General features: G+C 50.5%; 16 protein-coding genes and 3 pseudogenes. 12 read left to right on the top strand and 7 right to left on the bottom strand.

The window, feature by feature from the left end; genetic code table 11:
* Nucleotides 1–65: 65 nt before the first annotated feature.
* The 3 genes and pseudogenes from ACA066_RS09725 to ACA066_RS09715 form a co-directional block, all read right to left on the bottom strand.
* Nucleotides 66–605, bottom strand: a pseudogene (locus ACA066_RS09725) (aldolase); the annotation flags it as partial.
* A 27-nt stretch (nucleotides 606–632) separates the two neighbouring features.
* Entirely contained in the window at nucleotides 633–1,292 is a 660-nt protein-coding gene (locus ACA066_RS09720) for a ribonuclease T2 family protein (protein WP_497699028.1), read from the bottom strand.
* A gap of 276 nt (nucleotides 1,293–1,568) precedes the next feature.
* Nucleotides 1,569–3,311: a L,D-transpeptidase family protein gene (locus ACA066_RS09715; protein WP_497699027.1), complete on the bottom strand. Its 1,743-nt coding sequence runs from the start codon at nucleotides 3,309–3,311 to the stop codon at nucleotides 1,569–1,571.
* 81 nt (nucleotides 3,312–3,392) lie between these two features.
* Between ACA066_RS09715 and ACA066_RS09710 the strand changes: the two genes are divergently transcribed.
* The 3 genes and pseudogenes from ACA066_RS09710 (at nucleotide 3,393) to ACA066_RS09700 (ending at nucleotide 5,852) form a co-directional block, all read left to right on the top strand.
* Nucleotides 3,393–4,097 (top strand): murein L,D-transpeptidase catalytic domain family protein, encoded by a 705-nt coding sequence (locus ACA066_RS09710; protein ID WP_497699026.1) that lies wholly within the window; start codon nucleotides 3,393–3,395, stop codon nucleotides 4,095–4,097.
* A 56-nt stretch (nucleotides 4,098–4,153) separates the two neighbouring features.
* Nucleotides 4,154–5,038 (top strand): annotated as a pseudogene (locus ACA066_RS09705) (sensor histidine kinase); the annotation flags it as partial.
* A gap of 28 nt (nucleotides 5,039–5,066) precedes the next feature.
* Nucleotides 5,067–5,852: a transporter substrate-binding domain-containing protein gene (locus ACA066_RS09700; RefSeq protein WP_497699840.1), complete on the top strand. Its 786-nt coding sequence runs from the start codon at nucleotides 5,067–5,069 to the stop codon at nucleotides 5,850–5,852.
* Between the two features lie 102 nt (nucleotides 5,853–5,954).
* Here ACA066_RS09700 and ACA066_RS09695 read toward each other — a convergent pair whose 3' ends face one another.
* Nucleotides 5,955–6,173: a hypothetical protein gene (locus tag ACA066_RS09695; RefSeq protein WP_497699025.1), complete on the bottom strand. Its 219-nt coding sequence runs from the start codon at nucleotides 6,171–6,173 to the stop codon at nucleotides 5,955–5,957.
* 620 nt (nucleotides 6,174–6,793) lie between these two features.
* Here ACA066_RS09695 and ACA066_RS09690 point away from each other — a divergent pair.
* Nucleotides 6,794–7,456, top strand: a complete 663-nt coding sequence (locus ACA066_RS09690) for a hypothetical protein (RefSeq protein ID WP_497699024.1) — start codon at nucleotides 6,794–6,796, stop codon at nucleotides 7,454–7,456.
* 275 nt (nucleotides 7,457–7,731) lie between these two features.
* Here ACA066_RS09690 and ACA066_RS09685 read toward each other — a convergent pair whose 3' ends face one another.
* Nucleotides 7,732–8,046, bottom strand: coding sequence for a hypothetical protein (locus ACA066_RS09685; protein WP_497699023.1), 315 nt, complete (start codon nucleotides 8,044–8,046; stop codon nucleotides 7,732–7,734).
* A 526-nt stretch (nucleotides 8,047–8,572) separates the two neighbouring features.
* On the opposite strand from ACA066_RS09685, the gene ACA066_RS09680 reads away from it, so the two are divergent.
* The 8 genes from ACA066_RS09680 (at nucleotide 8,573) to ACA066_RS09645 (ending at nucleotide 16,288) form a co-directional block, all read left to right on the top strand.
* Nucleotides 8,573–10,474, top strand: a complete 1,902-nt coding sequence (locus ACA066_RS09680) for a hypothetical protein (protein ID WP_497699022.1) — start codon at nucleotides 8,573–8,575, stop codon at nucleotides 10,472–10,474.
* A 114-nt stretch (nucleotides 10,475–10,588) separates the two neighbouring features.
* Entirely contained in the window at nucleotides 10,589–11,521 is a 933-nt protein-coding gene (locus tag ACA066_RS09675) for a glycosyltransferase family 2 protein (protein WP_497699021.1), read from the top strand.
* Between the two features lie 60 nt (nucleotides 11,522–11,581).
* Nucleotides 11,582–12,154 (top strand): acyltransferase, encoded by a 573-nt coding sequence (locus tag ACA066_RS09670; RefSeq protein ID WP_497699020.1) that lies wholly within the window; start codon nucleotides 11,582–11,584, stop codon nucleotides 12,152–12,154.
* Nucleotides 12,141–13,085: a class I SAM-dependent methyltransferase gene (locus ACA066_RS09665; protein ID WP_497699019.1), complete on the top strand. Its 945-nt coding sequence runs from the start codon at nucleotides 12,141–12,143 to the stop codon at nucleotides 13,083–13,085. Before ACA066_RS09670 ends, ACA066_RS09665 begins: the two co-directional genes overlap by 14 nt.
* Before the next feature lie 99 nt (nucleotides 13,086–13,184).
* On the top strand, nucleotides 13,185–13,604 hold the full coding sequence (locus tag ACA066_RS09660) for a GtrA family protein (RefSeq protein WP_497699018.1): 420 nt from the start codon (nucleotides 13,185–13,187) through the stop codon (nucleotides 13,602–13,604).
* Between the two features lie 80 nt (nucleotides 13,605–13,684).
* Entirely contained in the window at nucleotides 13,685–14,476 is a 792-nt protein-coding gene (locus ACA066_RS09655; protein ID WP_497699017.1) for a class I SAM-dependent methyltransferase, read from the top strand.
* A 211-nt stretch (nucleotides 14,477–14,687) separates the two neighbouring features.
* Complete coding sequence (rffA, locus tag ACA066_RS09650) at nucleotides 14,688–15,827, top strand: dTDP-4-amino-4,6-dideoxygalactose transaminase (RefSeq protein ID WP_497699016.1); 1,140 nt, start codon at nucleotides 14,688–14,690, stop codon at nucleotides 15,825–15,827.
* Between the two features lie 242 nt (nucleotides 15,828–16,069).
* The gene (locus ACA066_RS09645; RefSeq protein ID WP_497699015.1) at nucleotides 16,070–16,288 is read left to right on the top strand and encodes a hypothetical protein; all 219 of its coding nucleotides are present in this window, start codon (nucleotides 16,070–16,072) and stop codon (nucleotides 16,286–16,288) included.
* Nucleotides 16,289–16,324: 36 nt separating this feature from the next.
* Here ACA066_RS09645 and ACA066_RS09640 read toward each other — a convergent pair whose 3' ends face one another.
* Nucleotides 16,325–16,843 (bottom strand): DUF2514 domain-containing protein, encoded by a 519-nt coding sequence (locus ACA066_RS09640; protein ID WP_497699014.1) that lies wholly within the window; start codon nucleotides 16,841–16,843, stop codon nucleotides 16,325–16,327.
* A pseudogene (locus tag ACA066_RS09635) lies at nucleotides 16,840–16,989 on the bottom strand (glycoside hydrolase family 19 protein); the annotation flags it as partial. The gene ACA066_RS09640 and the pseudogene ACA066_RS09635, both read right to left, overlap by 4 nt.
* Between the last annotated feature and the right edge of the window lie 15 nt (nucleotides 16,990–17,004).

Here is a 17,004-nt window from a genome sequence, read left to right as displayed (position 1 = left end):
AAGCTCGTCCTGCAAGGGTAAGGCATGGGCGAAGGCCCAAAACCCTTAATGTTTGCGAGCTTAGTCTACGGGATGGTGCGGGGCAATTGTCCTTTGGACAGGCGTCGCATCGCACTGTGTAAATGTGCTTGAGCACTCTCGGCATCTCCCAGGCGCATTTGCTCGTAGGCACGTTGCGCAATGGCGGGGGGCACGGGCTTGAGATCGCGCGGGGTCGCCATCGCCATCAGTTGCACCTGGGCGGCGCGTTCCAGGTAATACAGATCGTCCCAGGCTTCGGCGATGGTCGGCCCTGCGACGATCACGCCGTGGTTTTTCAGAAACAGGACGTCGGCATTGCCCATGACGCTGGCAATCCGGTCACCTTCGGACTCATCGAGCGCCAGGCCGTTGTAGTCCTCGTCCACCGCCGTACGCCCGTAGAATTTCAACGCTGTTTGCCCCAGCCACAATAACGGCGGGCCTTGCAGCAAGCACAACGCCGTGGCGTAAGGCATGTGCGTGTGGAACGCCACTTTCACCCTCGGCAGTTGTTTGTGCAGGCGCGCGTGGATGTAGAACGCGGTCGCTTCGGGCTGGCCTTCGCCGGCCACGACATTGCCGTGGAGCGCTTCTCCTAATTGCCGATGCGCTCACCGTGAAGGTGGAACGCGAATTTCACCCGCTCGACACTGACTCTTAACACCTTTGCCACACGCGCCGAATTCAAGATCCTTACTCAAGCACACCCGAACTTCTGATAACTCGGGCCCTTTACAAATCACTGCAATGCCATCTTCCGGCAGGCCGGGATTGCTCTGGCGAAACATTTGCGCAATTTCCTGGGCCTTGAAGTAATACGAAGTGCTGAACGGTTGTAATTGTTCGGGAATCTTCACCGCGCCGAGGGCAGTGTCCGAAGCTTGCAAGTAACCCATCGCACCTAGACCGCTGCAAGTGCCATGTTTGGCCCATTCATGCTCAAGCAGCTTTTCGGTCGAAAACAACGTCAACCCCTTTGCTCGCTGCTCCGGCGACAAACGTGTCCTCGGCGCACAGGACTGCGGCCAACCACCATTAGTGTATTGTGGCCAAAGACCATGTAGCACGAATCCATAACCTTTTCCGGAACATTGCACGTCATCTCGATGAGTCAGGCAGTAAGTAGGCGACCAAGACAGCGTCAACAGGTAGTAGTCGAATACCCCGGCTACTGATACGGGCGTTGGTTTTTTTAGATCCTGAGCGTTAATTAAACCCATGCTGCCGAACGTCAGCATCATAAACACGGTTACTGCTGAGATTTTTTTCATCTTCCCACTCCTTTGGGATGGATTATCTGATCAGCAACTGGCCGACAGAACATGCCTTACCTTGGCATAACCGCAATCACACTCATACCGCGACAGTGAGTCTAAATGATTAAATCGGTTGTATTTTCCGAGAAAACGCGAACATCGTCAGATCAACTTGTCGATCTCATCCGCCGTCACTCGGAGAATATACTCACCCGAAATTCTTGAGGCATTGGACAAATTGCATACCTGAAAATCGTTATTCAAGACGCAGTTTGTAATTTGAGCCTGCCCCTATCGCTGCCCCGTCCCCACCGATGCCGTCGCCGCATGTAGATTCAACACCGGCATTTGCGAAGGTCGATTCAACGCCCGCAGCACGGGTTCATCGTAGCCGTACACATCCGGTTTGAATGCCACGCGCCCGTCGCTGCCCAGATCGACTGTCCAATAGGCCAACAACACCGGCACTTTCACCGGTAGCCGAATGTTCTCGGTCTTGCCATTGGCCAGCTGTTTCTGAATACCGGCGCTGCTCCACTTAACCGGGTCGTTGAACAACAACTCCACCAGTTGCAGCGGGTTCTCCACCCGAATGCAGCCCGAACTGGTTGCGCGGACAGTCTTGGCAAACAACTCGCGATGCGGCGTGTCATGAAGATAAATCGCGTAGTCGTTGGGAAAGCGGATCACCACCTGGCCCAATGAACTCTCGGGTCCGGCATCCTGGCGCAAGCTGATGCCACGCGGGTTGGTCCAGTCGACGCCCGCAGGATCCAGCTCGTTGCCTTCGCGGTCGATCACGCGAATTCGGTTGGCGGCCAGGTAACCGGGATTGCTCTGGATCTTCGGCAGCACGTCTTCCTTGAGGATCGTCGGCGGCACCGTCCAGGTCGGATTAAACGTGATGTAGGTAATCTGCGCCTGAAAGATCGGTGTATTGCGCGCCGTTTTACCGACCTGTACCCGGGATCGCCAGATCGGCTGACCATCGCGGTACATCGCCACTTTGTAACCGGCGATATCAACGATAACGAACGTGCCTTGAAGCTTGTAAAGCAGCCAACGCGCCCGCTCCATGTTCACCCGCACCTGGTCAATGCGTGCGTCAACCGGCACATTCAAGGCCGCCAGCGTGGTCGCCCCCGCCATGCCATCCGCACCGAGGTATTGCTCGTTCTGATACTTTTTTACCGCTGCGGTGACGGCGCCGTCGTACTTCGTGCCGTGGATCAATCGCGGATCGAGAAAACCTGCCGCGACCATCCTCGCGCGCAACTGCGCGACAGCCGGTTCGTCCATGCCAGGTTTGAGCGAATGGTCTACAACCACCTTCGGCCAGCCGCCCCGATCGCGAATACCGCGCAATTGCGCCAGCGCCTGACGCAACCCCCCGTACACCGCTTCTTGCGGCGGCGCTTGAGCAAAAGCCTTTGCCACATCGTGATTGTCGAGCGCTGCGAAGAACGCATTGACATCGTCGCGCGGGTCGACGCCATTGGCGTCAAAATTCCAATGAATGTCGAGCCGCGCAGGATCGACCTTGCCCCGCCGCAATTGCAGCAGCGCAGTAATAAAGGTATGCGTCGTTGCCAAATCGAAGGCCGCCCGCTGCTCGGGCGTGACCGGCGTGGTCTGCATCGTGGCCTGGGATCGGATCAGTTCATCAATATGAAAATCCGTCGGGTTCAAACCATCGGCATCAGTCGCGCTCAAGCCGGCGATCAATTGTGTGACGTCGCTGTCATTCGTCCACGCTGCGCGATAAGCGCGATGGGTATAGAAATCCATGACCAGACGGCTGACATCCACCCGCCGATGACGTGGCGAGGTCAGCAACGGCGGAAACGCGGTTTTCAGCGGCTCAAGCGAAGCCTGAATCGCCTGACCGACGTTGTCGTCCGCTGCGGCCTCGATAACGGAGCTAGGCGCAATTGTCAGCTCAATCGGCGAAGTTTCCGCAAGCGCCGTGCCGCTGATCAGAAAGCCCATAAAAAATACGCGGCTTATGACGAAAAACCTTGTTAAAAGCACCATGGATAATCCTTAATCTCCCGCATTCAACGCCTGGCTTTCAATGCACTGCTAGACTCGAACTTAACATGATGAGACATCTATATGGCGCCACTACGTATTGGCTATCTGCTGCCGGCCCTGCTATTGACTGCAATGTCCGTACCGTTAGCCTACGCCGATTCGCTCGCGGCCGCCCTCATCAAAGCGGCCCCGAAAGCCAACGCCAACGTCATTAACCTCGCCGTTCGCGCCTCGCAATGCAGCATCGCTCAAGGTGCTGCTCCTGTCCAAAGACTTGCGGTGATTGATTATTCCCTGCCTTCGACCGAACAGCGCCTGTGGGTGTTCGATTTAAAGAAGCGCAAGTTGCTGTTTCATGAACTGGTCGCCCATGGTCGCAACAGCGGCGAAAACATGGCCGTCAACTTCTCCAATCAAAATGAAAGCTTTGCCACCAGTCTCGGGCTGTATCGCACGCAACAGAGCTATGTCGGGCAGAACGGTTATTCGCTGCGCATGGAAGGCCTGGAGCCGGGTTTCAACGACAATGCGTTTGACCGGGCAATCGTGATTCATGGCGCGCCTTACGTCAGTCCGGTGCTCGCGCGGGTGAACGGCCGAATCGGCAGAAGCCTGGGCTGCCCGGCTGTACGGCCGGCGATTGCGCACAAGCTGATCGATTCGATGAAAGGCGGGCAGTTGTTGTTTTCGTACTACCCGGATCAGCGCTGGTTGAAGAAATCTTCGTATATCAATTGTGGTAGCGGGACCGTGGCGACGGCGGCGAAATCCACAACCAACCGTTGACGCCCACTTTCCAGGTGACAACGCGTGATCTGGTGCCCGCGACTATCTAAACTCCCGAACACGCCAACGGCACGTTCAATGAACTGGCGCTGTTCGGCACCACCGACCGCGACAAGTACGAACGTGAACTGCTCAACGCGCGAAAAATCGCCGAAGGCCTGTTGCACGAAAAAACCGCCGCCGAAACCGCGCTTCAGCGAGCCCAGGCCGAACTGAACCTGGCTTTCGAAAAGGCCCAGCGCCGCGCGTCGTTCGCCGAGCAAATGGTCGCCATCGTCAGCCACGACCTGAAAAACCCACTAACCGCGATCAAAATGGCTTCCGACATCCTCGCCCGAGGCGACCGCACCGCCAAGGAAACCAAGTTGCTCGGCCGCATCGCCCAGTCGGCGGACCGCGCCGAGCGAATGATTGCTGATCTGCTGGACTTTGCGCTGGCCAGGGTGGGGAGTGGCATTGCGATTGTTCGTACCTCGCAGGACCTGCATACATTTGTTAGTCGCAGCGTCGACGAACTGCGCGTCGCGTTTCCTGACGCGATTCTGCTGCACGCGTCTTTTGGTTCCGGCCCTGCTGTTTTTGATGCTGATCGTGTGCAGCAAATCATTGGCAACCTGGTGGCCAACAGCGTGGCCTACGGAGATCTGAAACGGCCGATCACGATTACTTCCCGCGTGGAAGATGATCAGGCCGTTGTATTGGTGCAAAACCACGGGCCGGCTATTCCCGAGTCATTGATGGCTGCGCTGTTCGAGCCGATGACCCGAGGTGCCGAGACTGACAGTGACGTGCGGAGCGTGGGGCTCGGGTTGTTTATTGTTCGGGAAATCGCCCAGGCGCATGGCGGGGATGTTTCGGTGAGTTCGAGTCTGGAGGGTAGGACGGTGTTTAGTGTTTATTTTCCGCTGGGCACCGCCTCAGGCGTTTCGCCGAGCAACTAATCAAATCCATCATGGAAGCCGGATAACTATGAAAACTGCAAAACGCAAATTGATGCTCGGCGGGCTGCTTGCCTTCTCGTTTGCCGCTCAGGCAGAGCCTTCGCATCTGGACAACGTCATTCAGCAAGGCCAACTGCGCGTGTGCACCACGGGTGATTACAAGCCCTATACGTTTAAAGCCGAGAACGGTGAATACTCGGGAATCGACATCGCCATGGCCCGCTCGCTGGCCGACAGTCTCGGCGTCAAGGTTGAATGGGTGCAAACCACCTGGAAAACCCTGATGCCCGACATGCTGGCAGGTAAATGCGACATCGGCATGGGTGGGATCTCCGTCACGCTTGAGCGGCAGAAAAAAGCCTTCTTCAGTACCACGCTGGATATCGACGGTAAAGTCCCCCTCGTGCGCTGCGAGGATCAGGCGCTGTACCAGACCGTCGAGCAAATCAACCAGCCTTCGGTTCGGTTGGTCGAACCGGCTGGCGGTACCAATGAAGCTTTTGTTCACGCCTTCCTGCCCAAGGCGCAATTGAGCCTTCACGACAACGTGACCATCTTTCAGGAGCTGCTGGACAGGAAGGCGGACGTGATGATTACGGATGCGTCGGAAGCGCTGTATCAGCAGAAACTGAAACCTGAATTGTGCGCGGTGAATCCGGGTCAGTTCATGCAGTATGGGGAGAAGGCGTATTTGCTGCCGCGTGATGACGTGACTTGGAAGTTGTATGTGGATCAGTGGTTGCACCTGGCTAAGGTGACGGGGAATTACCAGAAGGTTTTGGGTGAGTGGATAGCAACGCCTGAGACTAAATAGCCGTATCTCGTGTAGTTGCTTGCGAAGCCTGCGTTCGACTGCGCAGTAGTCGCCCCCTCGGAGAACACGCAACGGCAGGTATACCGCGCCGTTGCGTCAAACCTAGTCGTCGTGCAACAACCCCGAACTGTACTCGCCGAAGCTGTTACCTAGCGCACTGCCATGGAAATTCAACTTACCGGGGTTGTTGGTGGGGCCCGGGCCAAAACCGGCAGACGGCTGCAGGTCTTCTGAATAATTGTTATGGGTGCTCACACCCGAACAGGCGCTCAACAGCAACGCACCACCGATCAGCAAGACTTTGAAGAGGTTTGAGATCATTTTTCGGTTTTCCTGTGGGCTAGAGGCGTAGTGATGCGAGCTTTAGTCGTCATCGTAGGCCGTGCGTGCGCGGGGGATTATGAAACTTCGCAGGACGACAGCTTTTGTTCAGCCACGGCGGTTTCTTGATGGAAAAGGCCTCAGCCCTCTAGGACACAAAGAACCAGAACGGTCAGCTACTTCAAACACCACCACCTCATCCCTGATAAACTGCGGCCCTTCGCCTTCCCAATTCAGATTCCCCAATGTCCCAACAAGCAGCTTCACCCTCCCGTCGCTTTTCCGTTGCACCAATGATGGATTGGAACATCTAATTCTGAAGCCCTTATAGATAAAGGCTTGCAGCAAGTGGTTATTTTCCGCGTACCTCTTTCGTACCACTGCCTTCACATTGGCCGCCGCCACTAGCAAATCTTGTCGCCCGTAACTGTCGCTCCAATCCAGACACTGCCCTACACCAACACCCCTTACTAACGCGATGCGGAAGCCCTGCAGCCCCTTAGGTAGGCTTGAAGAATGGTGGGCGCATGAGTCGCTCGATGGAATTGATAAGGACAATGTGGACGTAAAATTGATAGCATCTGGCCACTTCGTTTTTTATCAACAGGGATTGGATGATGATGAGTTATAAAAAAATCTTAGGCGTGCTCGTCGGTATTGGGCTGTCTAGTGGTGTCCTGAGTGCTTCAGCGAGCGAGAATTTGTTCAAGAGCTACGCCTATGAATCTGCACTATCCGGCTATACGCAGGCTAACGGTTACTACGATTGCTCGGCCGAAGTTGGCGGCACCGCCATGTGCCTTGATGATGTGGACTTTCTTGGTCACAAATTCACCGCCGCGTTGATTTTTTCTAATTTGAAGCTAGTCACGGTGTCTCTTTTCACTCCGTTTGACCAAAGCTTGTACGCCACAACCGTCGGATCTATCGGTAAAACATTTAGCCTTTCTGCTTTGTCAGATGGCAAGTCTCAATTGGATGTCGTCCAGTTAGCGGCTAAGGCCTCTAATCGTGAAGAGTTTGCAGCCAAGCTTTCAAATTATGAGGCCGGCGCGTTGAGTGGTGGTCAGATGACCTACACCTTTTTTGAAGGCGTAGATCGAAACAAAAAATATGCCAACATCGCCAGTTTGATGCAGGCCTCTCCAGACAACATCCGAGCGGCAGAAATTCTGCTTGCAGGAGAGGGTGCTGAATCGACGCTGATTATTCGTTTCAGTTTTCCAAAGCTTGAATCAAACAAGGTGACGGCTGCTGCCAAAAAGCCTGTCGAGTCTTTCTAAGATTTTTTGAAGTATTTACCGAAACGGCCGCAGGATAGGGATTCGAACCCCTTACGCTAGACCATAAGACCGCTACTGGCTACGAAAACCGGAAAAAATTGAGACTTCCTGAAGCCTGTAGCGGTCCGTAGCGGCCCGCTTTCTGCCCTAAAAATGCCCTAACGCCACCGCCAGTTGGACGACCAAAGACGCATATCGACCTCGCGTTTAACTGCCCAAACAGGTTAATTTTTTTGAGTAAACTCAACCATCCGATGCACATAATGTTATAAATGCTAAATCGGCGTGATCGACACCAATTCGGAATACTTAAACTTTTTCTTTGCCTCAGCCTTAGCCTCGTGCTCAGCCATTAATGTACTTAACGTGTTCGCATAGTATGTAAACTCCTCAACTTCCCCCTCGAACTCCTTGGTAACTCGCAGCACAACTCTTAGCTTTGGCGAGCCAGGTCGAGCAATGTTTCGAATCGTTAAGCTTGTCTGCTGCTTTAAAGTAGTTGCGAAATAAGATGGCGTCTTTAATTCTGCTTTATCTGATACGCCGAATAGCGCCTCACGCATATCTTCTTCACTTAGCTTTATGGTCATAAGATGTCTCATTACACTTCAAAAATAAAACCGGTTCATTAATGGTGATTTCAACATCCATGCCATCAGGGTATACACATCCGTTTTCAGCATCAAAATATCACGCCTTAGCCCCTTGCCCAACCACCTAATAGTTCACAGTGGCCCAAGGAAAATCCTTAGAATCTTTACCTCCTCCACTCGTTGTTAGCGCTCGAAAATGGCTTCTACCGTAAAGCGGTTACTCGCTGCGTGAAACGGTAAAAAATCAAGCACACACCGACCTCGCCGGGGCTTCACGGTGACAGAATGCTTCAGCGTCGGACAACTGTAGGCATCCCCGAGTGGTTTAGAAACGTAGTCATCCTGATCCCCGGGGACCGGAGAGGTGTTGCGATTCTGCATCGTCGAGTGTGCCGTGGTCGGTATCGCACGTCGCTCACAGCATCGTCGAAACTCCCGCGAGGATTTGCCGAAGCCAGATGACAGAGGAACCTTGTGGCCGTAATATAGTCGGCCTCTCAGTGTCAACCTAGTGAAGGTAATCGTGCAACACGCTGAAATCGACAAAAAAAATCAAAAAAAAATCTTTGGATTTGAACGCACACTTCTATCGTTTTGTGCTTTAGGAACGATTTTAATATTAACATGGGTCCTAAAATTCAGTAACTATGGGATAGACTACACAGACGAAAGCTTTTATCTAGTCTGGATAGCCAACCCATACTTATACAATTGGTCGGCAACTCAATTTGGGTTTGTGTATCACTTCCTATATATGTTACTGAATGGAGACATTGCTGGCCTTCGACAAGTTAATATATTAATAACATTTGGGTTGTCTTGGTCTCTTTCTTATTTCGTACTAAGCTCTTTGACAAATGAGCCACACAAAAAGAAAGTCACATTGCATATCACAGCATTAGGGCTTGCCACAGCTTCTCTTATTACATTTGACTCTTGGTTACCCACCCCGAGTTACAACAGTTTGGCATTCCAAGCGTTGCTGATTTCGTCCATTGGTTTGATGCTGTCTAAAAAAGGCCAGTCTGTAAAAAGCATTGTTGGTTGGACTCTGACTGGTATCGGAGGGTGGCTTGCATTTATGGCAAAACCAAGCACCGCACTTGCACTGGGCATAGGCGTCTTATTTTATTTAATTCTATCTAGAAAATTTTCAATCCGCATGTTTTTCGTTGCGCTATCAACTGCTCTTCTATTACTTCTCACCAGCGCTTTGTTAATTGACGGATCCATTATCAACTTCATGAACAGATTAAAAACGGGCGTTGAGTTCGGTAAGTTTTTAGGTGGTGGGCATACGCTTGAACACATCCTTCGCGTAGATACCTTTGCACTGGGGCTCCGCGAAATATTTGCAGTTCCTTTTTTGTCCATCGTTTCCTTCATCTCTATATATCTTGCTTGTTCAAAAAAACACTTATTGCGAACCCTTTCGATTTTATCATCTTCATTGTTTTTATGTATTACTGCATTTTTTACTCTTGGTTTAACTTCAAAGACTGCAGGATTTGGTCAATTTCAAGAACTGGTGATCTGGGGAATAATTTTCCCGATCATCGCAGTTGGCGTTATTTTTAGTCCGAAAAAAATGCATACCGGTATTTCTGCAGAACGATGGAGCACCGCATTGCTATTTTTAGTAATGCCGTACATTTATGCATTTGGAACGAATGGCAATTATTGGCAAGCCGGGGGGAACGTCGTTATTTTTTGGCTGTTTAGTGGTCTGATGTTATTGAGTCCATTTGCGCGCGCCAGGAACGATTTTTTGTTTTTAGTTCCCGTTATTCTCGCGGTGCAGTCTTTAACAGCGACGCTGCTGCAGAAAGGATTAGAGTTCCCATATCGACAAACTCAAGCACTTAGACTAAACGATACTGCCACTGAAGTCGGAATGCCAGGTTCAACCCTTGTGTTATCCAATGGATACGCAAAGTACTTTGAAGACGCGAAGAGCGCTGCCCTGCGCGCAGGTTTCATTACAAACACACCAGTAATTGATATGACAGGTCAATCGCCTGGAATTCTTTATGCACTAAGGGCGGAAAATATCGGCCAAGCTTGGACCATTGGCGGATACTCAGGCAGTTCGGAACTTGCAAAAGCTGCTTTAAACCGAACTTCCTGCGAAAAAATCGCAACCGCGTGGGTATTGTTTGAATCCGATGGCCCTCGCAGCATCCCGCTCGGAGTCTTGCCGAGCCTAGGCGCTGACTTTCCGAAAAATTACACACAAATGGGATCATGGCAAACAGCCGAGGGGGCGGGAGGATATCCCGCAGCCCGCGTTCAAACTTTGTACGCGCCTACGACAGAAAAAGAGACACTAGACGCTTGTTATGCATTGCGTGAAAAGGAGGCTCCTTTGAAAAAGTCCTTACCTATTAGCCAAGCTGTATTAAATGGAAAGGCTGCTTCGATATGATTGTCGGCATGGATGAACTCATGTTCATTATCCCGCATAGTAACTGGCGCAACCGGTATCAAACCCGCGATGTACGCACTCTATCGCCGTGCACAACATATGGAAAGTAAACGCATGACATTCCCGCTGATTTCCGTCGTAATCCCGGTGTACAAGGCCGAAAGCTGCCTTGACGAGCTTTACCTGCGCCTGAAGACCGCGCTTGGAACTATATCGGAAAGCTTTGAAATTGTGCTCGTCGAAGACTGCGGCGGTGACACGTCTTGGGATGTGATCGAACGACTAGCTTCAGCGGATCCGCGGGTGCGAGGCATGCAGTTCAGCCGCAACTTCGGGCAGCACTACGGCATCACTGCCGGGCTAGATATTTGCCAGGGCGAGTGGGTTGTCGTGATGGATTGCGACTTGCAGGATCGTCCTGAAGAAATTCCACGCCTGTACGCCAAGGCACTGGAGGGCTATGACATAGTCTTAGCGCGGCGCGGCTCTCGCCGCGACCCTCCATTGAAACGTGTATCCTCTTGGCTTTTTTATAAAGTATTTAGTTATTTGACTGACACTAAATATGATGGAGAAACCGGTAACTTCCGCATTATGTCACGCAAGGTGGTGGAGAACTTCCGTCGTATGGGCGAGCAATTGCGCTTCTTTGGTGGTTTAGTGCAGTGGATCGGTTTCCCTACCGCCAGTATAGATGTTGAGCATGCTGAACGCTTCGAAGGAAAATCGACTTACACTTTCGGGAAACTATGGAAGTTAGCTTCTGAAACTATCATTGCTCATTCTGACAAACCACTACGGCTGGCTACTCGATTTGGCTTTTTGATGGCATTTTTTTCATTTTGCTATGGGACCTACATCCTTAGCCATGCATTGATATATGGTTCATCCATACCAGGCTGGAACAGCCTGTTTGTTTCGCTATATTTTATCGGTGGAATCATAATCGCAATTCTCGGAATGCTTGGTGTCTATCTCGGAAAGACTTTCGACGAAAGCAAGAAGCGACCGTTGTACATCGTTAGACGGGTGACTTTTAATGAATAAAAGCAAGTCACCAGTCGCGGACTCTACGAGAAATTTGATAAAAAATTAAGGAGACGCGGTTTGGCATTTTTAAACGAAAAATCATTGGCCGCGCTTGGTTTCAAATACTTGGGCGCCAATGTCAAGATTAGCGACAAAGCGTCGATCTATAATCCAGAGCTTATGGAGATTGGTGATGACTCTCGCATTGATGATTTTTGTGTAATTTCTGGAAAGGTTACTATCGGCCAGAACGTTCATATCGCAGTGTTCTGTAATGTCGGGGGCGGCGAAGTCGGGGTCACGCTCGAAGACTTTTGTGGCTTGGCATATGGCTGCCATGTTTTCGCTCAATCTGACGATTATTCTGGTCGAACCCTGACGAATCCAACAGTACCGGACAAATTCAAGAATGAGACCAAGTTACCGGTTTACATTAAACGCCATTCTATCGTCGGCGTCTCATCGGTTATTTTCCCTGGTGTCACCTTGGAAGAAGGGACTTCCGTCGGCGCAATGAGCTTGGTCACTAAGTCCACCGAGGAATGGTCCGTTTACTTTGGAGTTCCAGCCAAACGCTTGAAGACACGCAAGCGAGAACTCCTTGAGCTTGAGAAAAATTACACTTTGGAAAAAAATCATGAAAAAAAATAATTTGAAGGCTACATTATTCCATCAATCAGCTCATTTGCTAGAGCATGATTTATTAGCACCTAGCACTTTTTGCACTTTTTGCGAATCGACTCAAAGAACACCAGTAGCGAATCTTCAGGAAAGTCCTGATGTAGTCCTTCTACACTGTCAAAAATGCCATGCCTCGTCTGCTTCAAGAATGCCCAAACCAGAAACACTAAATAAATACTATTCTCGATATTACGATTCATTTGATGATAAAGAGGAAAAAATTACATTAGATGCGCCAGACCGTATGGCTTGCCACATAGTACGACATGCAAAGCCAGCGCTGGGCGATCTCACTGGTCGAGATATTTCGATTCTCGATTACGGTGGTGGTGACGGGTCAATTTCAGCTAAGATTGCACACGAGCTTATAAAGCTTGGAGCTACAAAAGTCAATATTGCGCTTATTGACTACAATAAAAGCACAATTGAAACTTCGGATAATCGCATACGGTTTTCGCGCCCAGACGACCTGACGGAAATTTCCGACAAAACAATGCATCTTGTTGTTGCCAGCGCGGTGTTAGAGCATATTCCCGAACCGCGTGAAATTCTCGCTAAACTTCTGGCCTCACTGACACAAGACGGCATATTTTACGCAAGAACACCTTATGTCACGCCTTTGTCAAAGATAGCTAAATCGGTCAATATTAAATTTGACTTTACTTATCCTGCTCACGTTCACGACCTAGGCGCAAGGTTTTGGAACAACGTCATCCATATTTTGCCACTAGAGGGAGAATTCAGCGTATTCCGCTCAACCCCTTCTATCGTCGAAACGACGTTCAAACAACACTTTTTACGTACATTAATAGCTCATACTCTAAAATTGCCAGGATATGCATTTAAGGAAGCTTATGGATTAGTTGGGGGGTGGGAGGTTTTCATACGCCGAAGCTCCTGACATCTACTAGGTTGATTAATTTGGAAGATATCATTTACCCTGATCTCGATTTTGCTTCCGCAAACAGACAGGTCGCCACAAGTGAGCCTTGAGTTGCATATGAACCATTCAGCACGGAGAAAATCTTTACGGCAGATATTCAGTTATTTGTTAATAGGCGCACTAACTAATCTTGCCGGCTACGGGTTGTATATTCTCCTGACATATTTTGGGAATACGCCAAAATTGACAATGACGGTTCTGTACTCTGCCGGCGCGATTATTGGTTTTTTTGCTAATCGACGCTTCACCTTTGGGCATGATGGGCATATCGGCAGTGCTGGTATCCGCTATCTATTGGCGCAGTTATTGGGTTATCTGTTGAATTTTCTACTGTTATTGCTATTCGTAGACTGGTTGGGATTTCCGCATCAGATCGTCCAGGCGATAGCAATTGTCGTAGTGGCGATTTTTTTGTTTATCCTATCGCGGGCTTTCGTGTTTCCGCCGCGCACCACTGAAAACTGGAGAACAAGGTAATGAGAAGCTGCCTGAAGTGCGCACATGCATTTTCTTCGGACGTATGGATTTGTCCCGCATGCGGATATGAACCAGTTCGGTTGAATGGCTTCGATGCACACGCTGAGGAGTTCGCGAATGGTGGAGGTGGTTTCAATCCCGAGTATTTCGAAGAACTAGCCAGTTTGGAGGCCGCCAATTTTTGGTTTCGAGCACGTAACGAACTTATTCTTTGGGCGCTGCAAACATATAAACCAAACGCTCATTCCCTGCTGGAGGTAGGCTGTGGCACTGGCTTTGTGTTATCTGGCATTGCCAGGAATCATCCAGAGATGGCGCTAAGCGGAAGTGAAATTTTTCTCACCGGTTTATCGCACGCTGCTGCGCGCGTACCCACAGCCCAGTTCATGCAAATGGATGCGCGACATGTACCGTTTTTTAACGAGTTCGATGCGATTGGCGCTTTCGACGTACTCGAGCACATTGAGGAAGATGAATCTGTCCTTACACAATTGCATAAGGCTCTTAAACCCACGGGGGTTTTATTGTTGACGATACCGCAACATCCCTGGTTGTGGAGCGCAAACGATGACTACGCTTGTCACGTACGCCGATATACGGCTAGAGAACTGCATAAAAAAGTCATTGACGCCGGTTTCCGCATAGAGCGAAGTACCTCATTTGTAAGTTTGTTGCTGCCTGCGATGATGTTATCACGCCGCCCCCCGAACAATAAAAATATTGAACACGATGTTACGGCTGAATTGCGTCTTCCCAAATTACTAAATAATGTTTTTCTAGGCATAATGCGCATAGAACAAAGACTAATTAAATTAGGCGCAAATTTCGCACTCGGCGGTTCAAGACTAATTATAGCTAGGAAGGACATATGATTTCGAATACGAAAGAAATCATTCAAACGAAGGTAAGTGAGTTCGTTCATTACCCCTGCGGTTTTTTTTTACAGCATCTGCCGAATACTTGTAAAAAGCCATGATCTTTAAATTATTGAAATTGTTGATCGCTTCACATAAGCGTGAAACACTTCTTCCATCAACATCTAGTTTTGGCGACAGGTTCGCATAGACTTAAGGGGCTTGAGCAATGGATAAGACAATTCAATTTAACCGACCCCACATGACGGGAAAAGAGCTTTATTACATCGCAGAGGCAAAGTTTGGCAACATGCTGGCTGGCGACGGTCCATTTACTAAACGGTGCCATAATTGGCTAGAGCAGAATAGTGGGTGCAGTAAGGCTTTATTGACACATTCTTGCACCGCCGCGCTTGAGATGGCCGCCTTGCTGCTGGATATTCAGCCAGGTGACGAGATAATCATGCCGTCTTACACCTTCGTATCTACAGCCAATGCTTTTGTACTGCGTGGTGGCGTCCCGGTATTTGTTGATATCCGAGAAGACACACTGAATCTGGACGAAAGGCTCATTGAAGCTGCGATCACTTCACGGACGCGTGCGATCGTGCCGGTGCACTATGCTGGAATTGCATGCGAGATGGACACAATCATGTCCATCGCAAAAAAACACGGTCTGAAAGTGGTCGAAGACGCTGCACAGGGAGTAATGGCAAGCTACAAGGGGCGTGCGCTTGGAAGTATTGGCGATATTGGTGCCTACAGCTTTCACGAAACCAAAAACGTGATTTCCGGCGAGGGTGGTGCTTTGCTCGTTAACGATCCGAAGATGGCTCTGCGTGCGGAAGTCATTCGGGAAAAGGGGACTGATCGTAGTCGGTTTTTCCGCGGCGAAGTTGATAAATACACTTGGCAAGAGGTGGGCTCGTCATTTTTGCCGGGTGAGCTGATCGCTGCTTTCTTGTGGGCACAACTTGAGGAGGCGGATCGAATAACTGAAGACCGGTTGGATAGTTGGAGGCGCTACCACGAGCTTCTCGAACCACTTGAAGCCAAAGGCGTCCTGCGCAGGCCGATCGTGCCTGAAGGTTGCCAACACAATGCCCATATGTACTACGTGTTACTGGCGTCAGAAATTGATAGGCAGAAGGTACTGGCCGAATTTAAGCGTAATCAAATTTTGTCGGTGTTCCACTACGTGCCTCTCCACTCTTCCCCCGCTGGAATTCGATACGGCCGGGCACATGGCGAGCTTGAAGTAACAGTCCGTCAGTCTGAAAGATTAATCCGATTGCCCCTCTGGGTTGGCTTGTCAGCGGAGCAGCAACGCAGAGTTGTTGACGTTTTAGATAATCTCAATCGTTTGTAATTACAACGCAAAAGCCTTCCTCATTTCCTTGAGGAAGGCTCCACCTCCGACATGCAGGCTGAACGGGGGGTCTGAAACCGATCAATTACCAGCGTTAAAAATTTTAGGGGCATAGGCATCTGCGTTAGTAGGTTGCGGAAAAACCCACACTCCGCGTCTTTTACCGGCCATACCATGCTCCGAATACTCATTTGTAATAAGATAGCTTTGCGTTCATCACGGAAGTAAAAGGAGAAAGGAATATGTCTACCTTAATCGGAAGGATTTTCCACGCGTTCACAGCATTCTTTTCTATCCCCAGGACTGCCTTCGAAGAGTGCCGGGGAGAATTTGAGGAAGGAATTTTAGACGCCTCTCTTCTCGAAAGGGATTCGAGTGGTGCTTATACAGATCCCCGGGTGGAGGATGCATTTCTTACATTGTCGAAAGAAAAGCTGAACGAGGTGATGGCGCAGTGGTAATACTTCTGCCTTAAAGGCTATGACTCAGTCTCCGCACTACTGCCTGCTGACCCCATCATATGCCTGTTCGCAGGTCAGTCCTCGGACGTGGCTTTGATCAGCAAAGTCTGCCAGATCTCCCGCTCTTTGGTCAGCGCGCTGGAGCATGTCGGCAAACACCATTGCGGCACGGGTCGCTGCCTGGCTTGCGGTGGCAGTGCAGGAATTGCCGCTGCTTTGGCTGCCTGCGAGGCGCCGAGCAAGGGTGTCGACTGCGCTGCGCAGCCGGTTAGCAGAAACACGAGCGGTATTAGCATCTGCGGTAGCTTGGTCAATGATTCGCTGGCCATTTTGAATCGCCTTGTTGATTGATTGTTGATTTGCTTGCTCTTTGGCGCGCGCATTTATTTCGTTTTCCAGTGCGGCGACTTTGTCGTCGGCATCGCGACGATGCCAGGCAGCTACCCACTTTTTTTCGGTAACAGTCACGCCGTGGTGGTAAGCACTGAACAAGATCCCAGCCACCAATGCTATTGCGGCTAAATTAGGAAGGATTCGCAGCCAGATAGAAGTCATGCCAGCACCTTCTGCGCGGCGCTGTAGAACGCTTGGCGCTCGGCCAAACCGTTTTTGCCACCATTGATGCGCCGCGTGACGCCAACGAAGTCTCCGGCATCCGCTAATAAGTTCAGGCCCTTCGAACTCCAGAACCACGCCGCAGATTCGTATGCGATCCA

The organism is Pseudomonas sp. LBUM1651, assembly GCF_059716135.1.
This window is presented reverse-complemented; position numbering and strand designations above follow the sequence as displayed.

What these genes read in the sequence shown, in the direction of transcription:
- ACA066_RS09720 (WP_497699028.1), bottom strand. Translation starts at nt 1,292, where the DNA reads ATGAAAAAAATCTCAGCAGTAACCGTGTTTATGATGCTGACGTTCGGC.
- ACA066_RS09715 (WP_497699027.1), bottom strand. Translation starts at nt 3,311, where the DNA reads ATGGTGCTTTTAACAAGGTTTTTCGTCATAAGCCGCGTATTTTTTATG.
- ACA066_RS09710 (WP_497699026.1), top strand. Translation starts at nt 3,393, where the DNA reads ATGGCGCCACTACGTATTGGCTATCTGCTGCCGGCCCTGCTATTGACT.
- ACA066_RS09700 (WP_497699840.1), top strand. Translation starts at nt 5,067, where the DNA reads ATGAAAACTGCAAAACGCAAATTGATGCTCGGCGGGCTGCTTGCCTTC.
- ACA066_RS09695 (WP_497699025.1), bottom strand. Translation starts at nt 6,173, where the DNA reads ATGATCTCAAACCTCTTCAAAGTCTTGCTGATCGGTGGTGCGTTGCTG.
- ACA066_RS09690 (WP_497699024.1), top strand. Translation starts at nt 6,794, where the DNA reads ATGAGTTATAAAAAAATCTTAGGCGTGCTCGTCGGTATTGGGCTGTCT.
- ACA066_RS09685 (WP_497699023.1), bottom strand. Translation starts at nt 8,046, where the DNA reads ATGACCATAAAGCTAAGTGAAGAAGATATGCGTGAGGCGCTATTCGGC.
- ACA066_RS09675 (WP_497699021.1), top strand. Translation starts at nt 10,589, where the DNA reads ATGACATTCCCGCTGATTTCCGTCGTAATCCCGGTGTACAAGGCCGAA.
- ACA066_RS09665 (WP_497699019.1), top strand. Translation starts at nt 12,141, where the DNA reads ATGAAAAAAAATAATTTGAAGGCTACATTATTCCATCAATCAGCTCAT.
- ACA066_RS09660 (WP_497699018.1), top strand. Translation starts at nt 13,185, where the DNA reads ATGAACCATTCAGCACGGAGAAAATCTTTACGGCAGATATTCAGTTAT.
- rffA (WP_497699016.1), top strand. Translation starts at nt 14,688, where the DNA reads ATGGATAAGACAATTCAATTTAACCGACCCCACATGACGGGAAAAGAG.
- ACA066_RS09645 (WP_497699015.1), top strand. Translation starts at nt 16,070, where the DNA reads ATGTCTACCTTAATCGGAAGGATTTTCCACGCGTTCACAGCATTCTTT.
- ACA066_RS09640 (WP_497699014.1), bottom strand. Translation starts at nt 16,843, where the DNA reads ATGACTTCTATCTGGCTGCGAATCCTTCCTAATTTAGCCGCAATAGCA.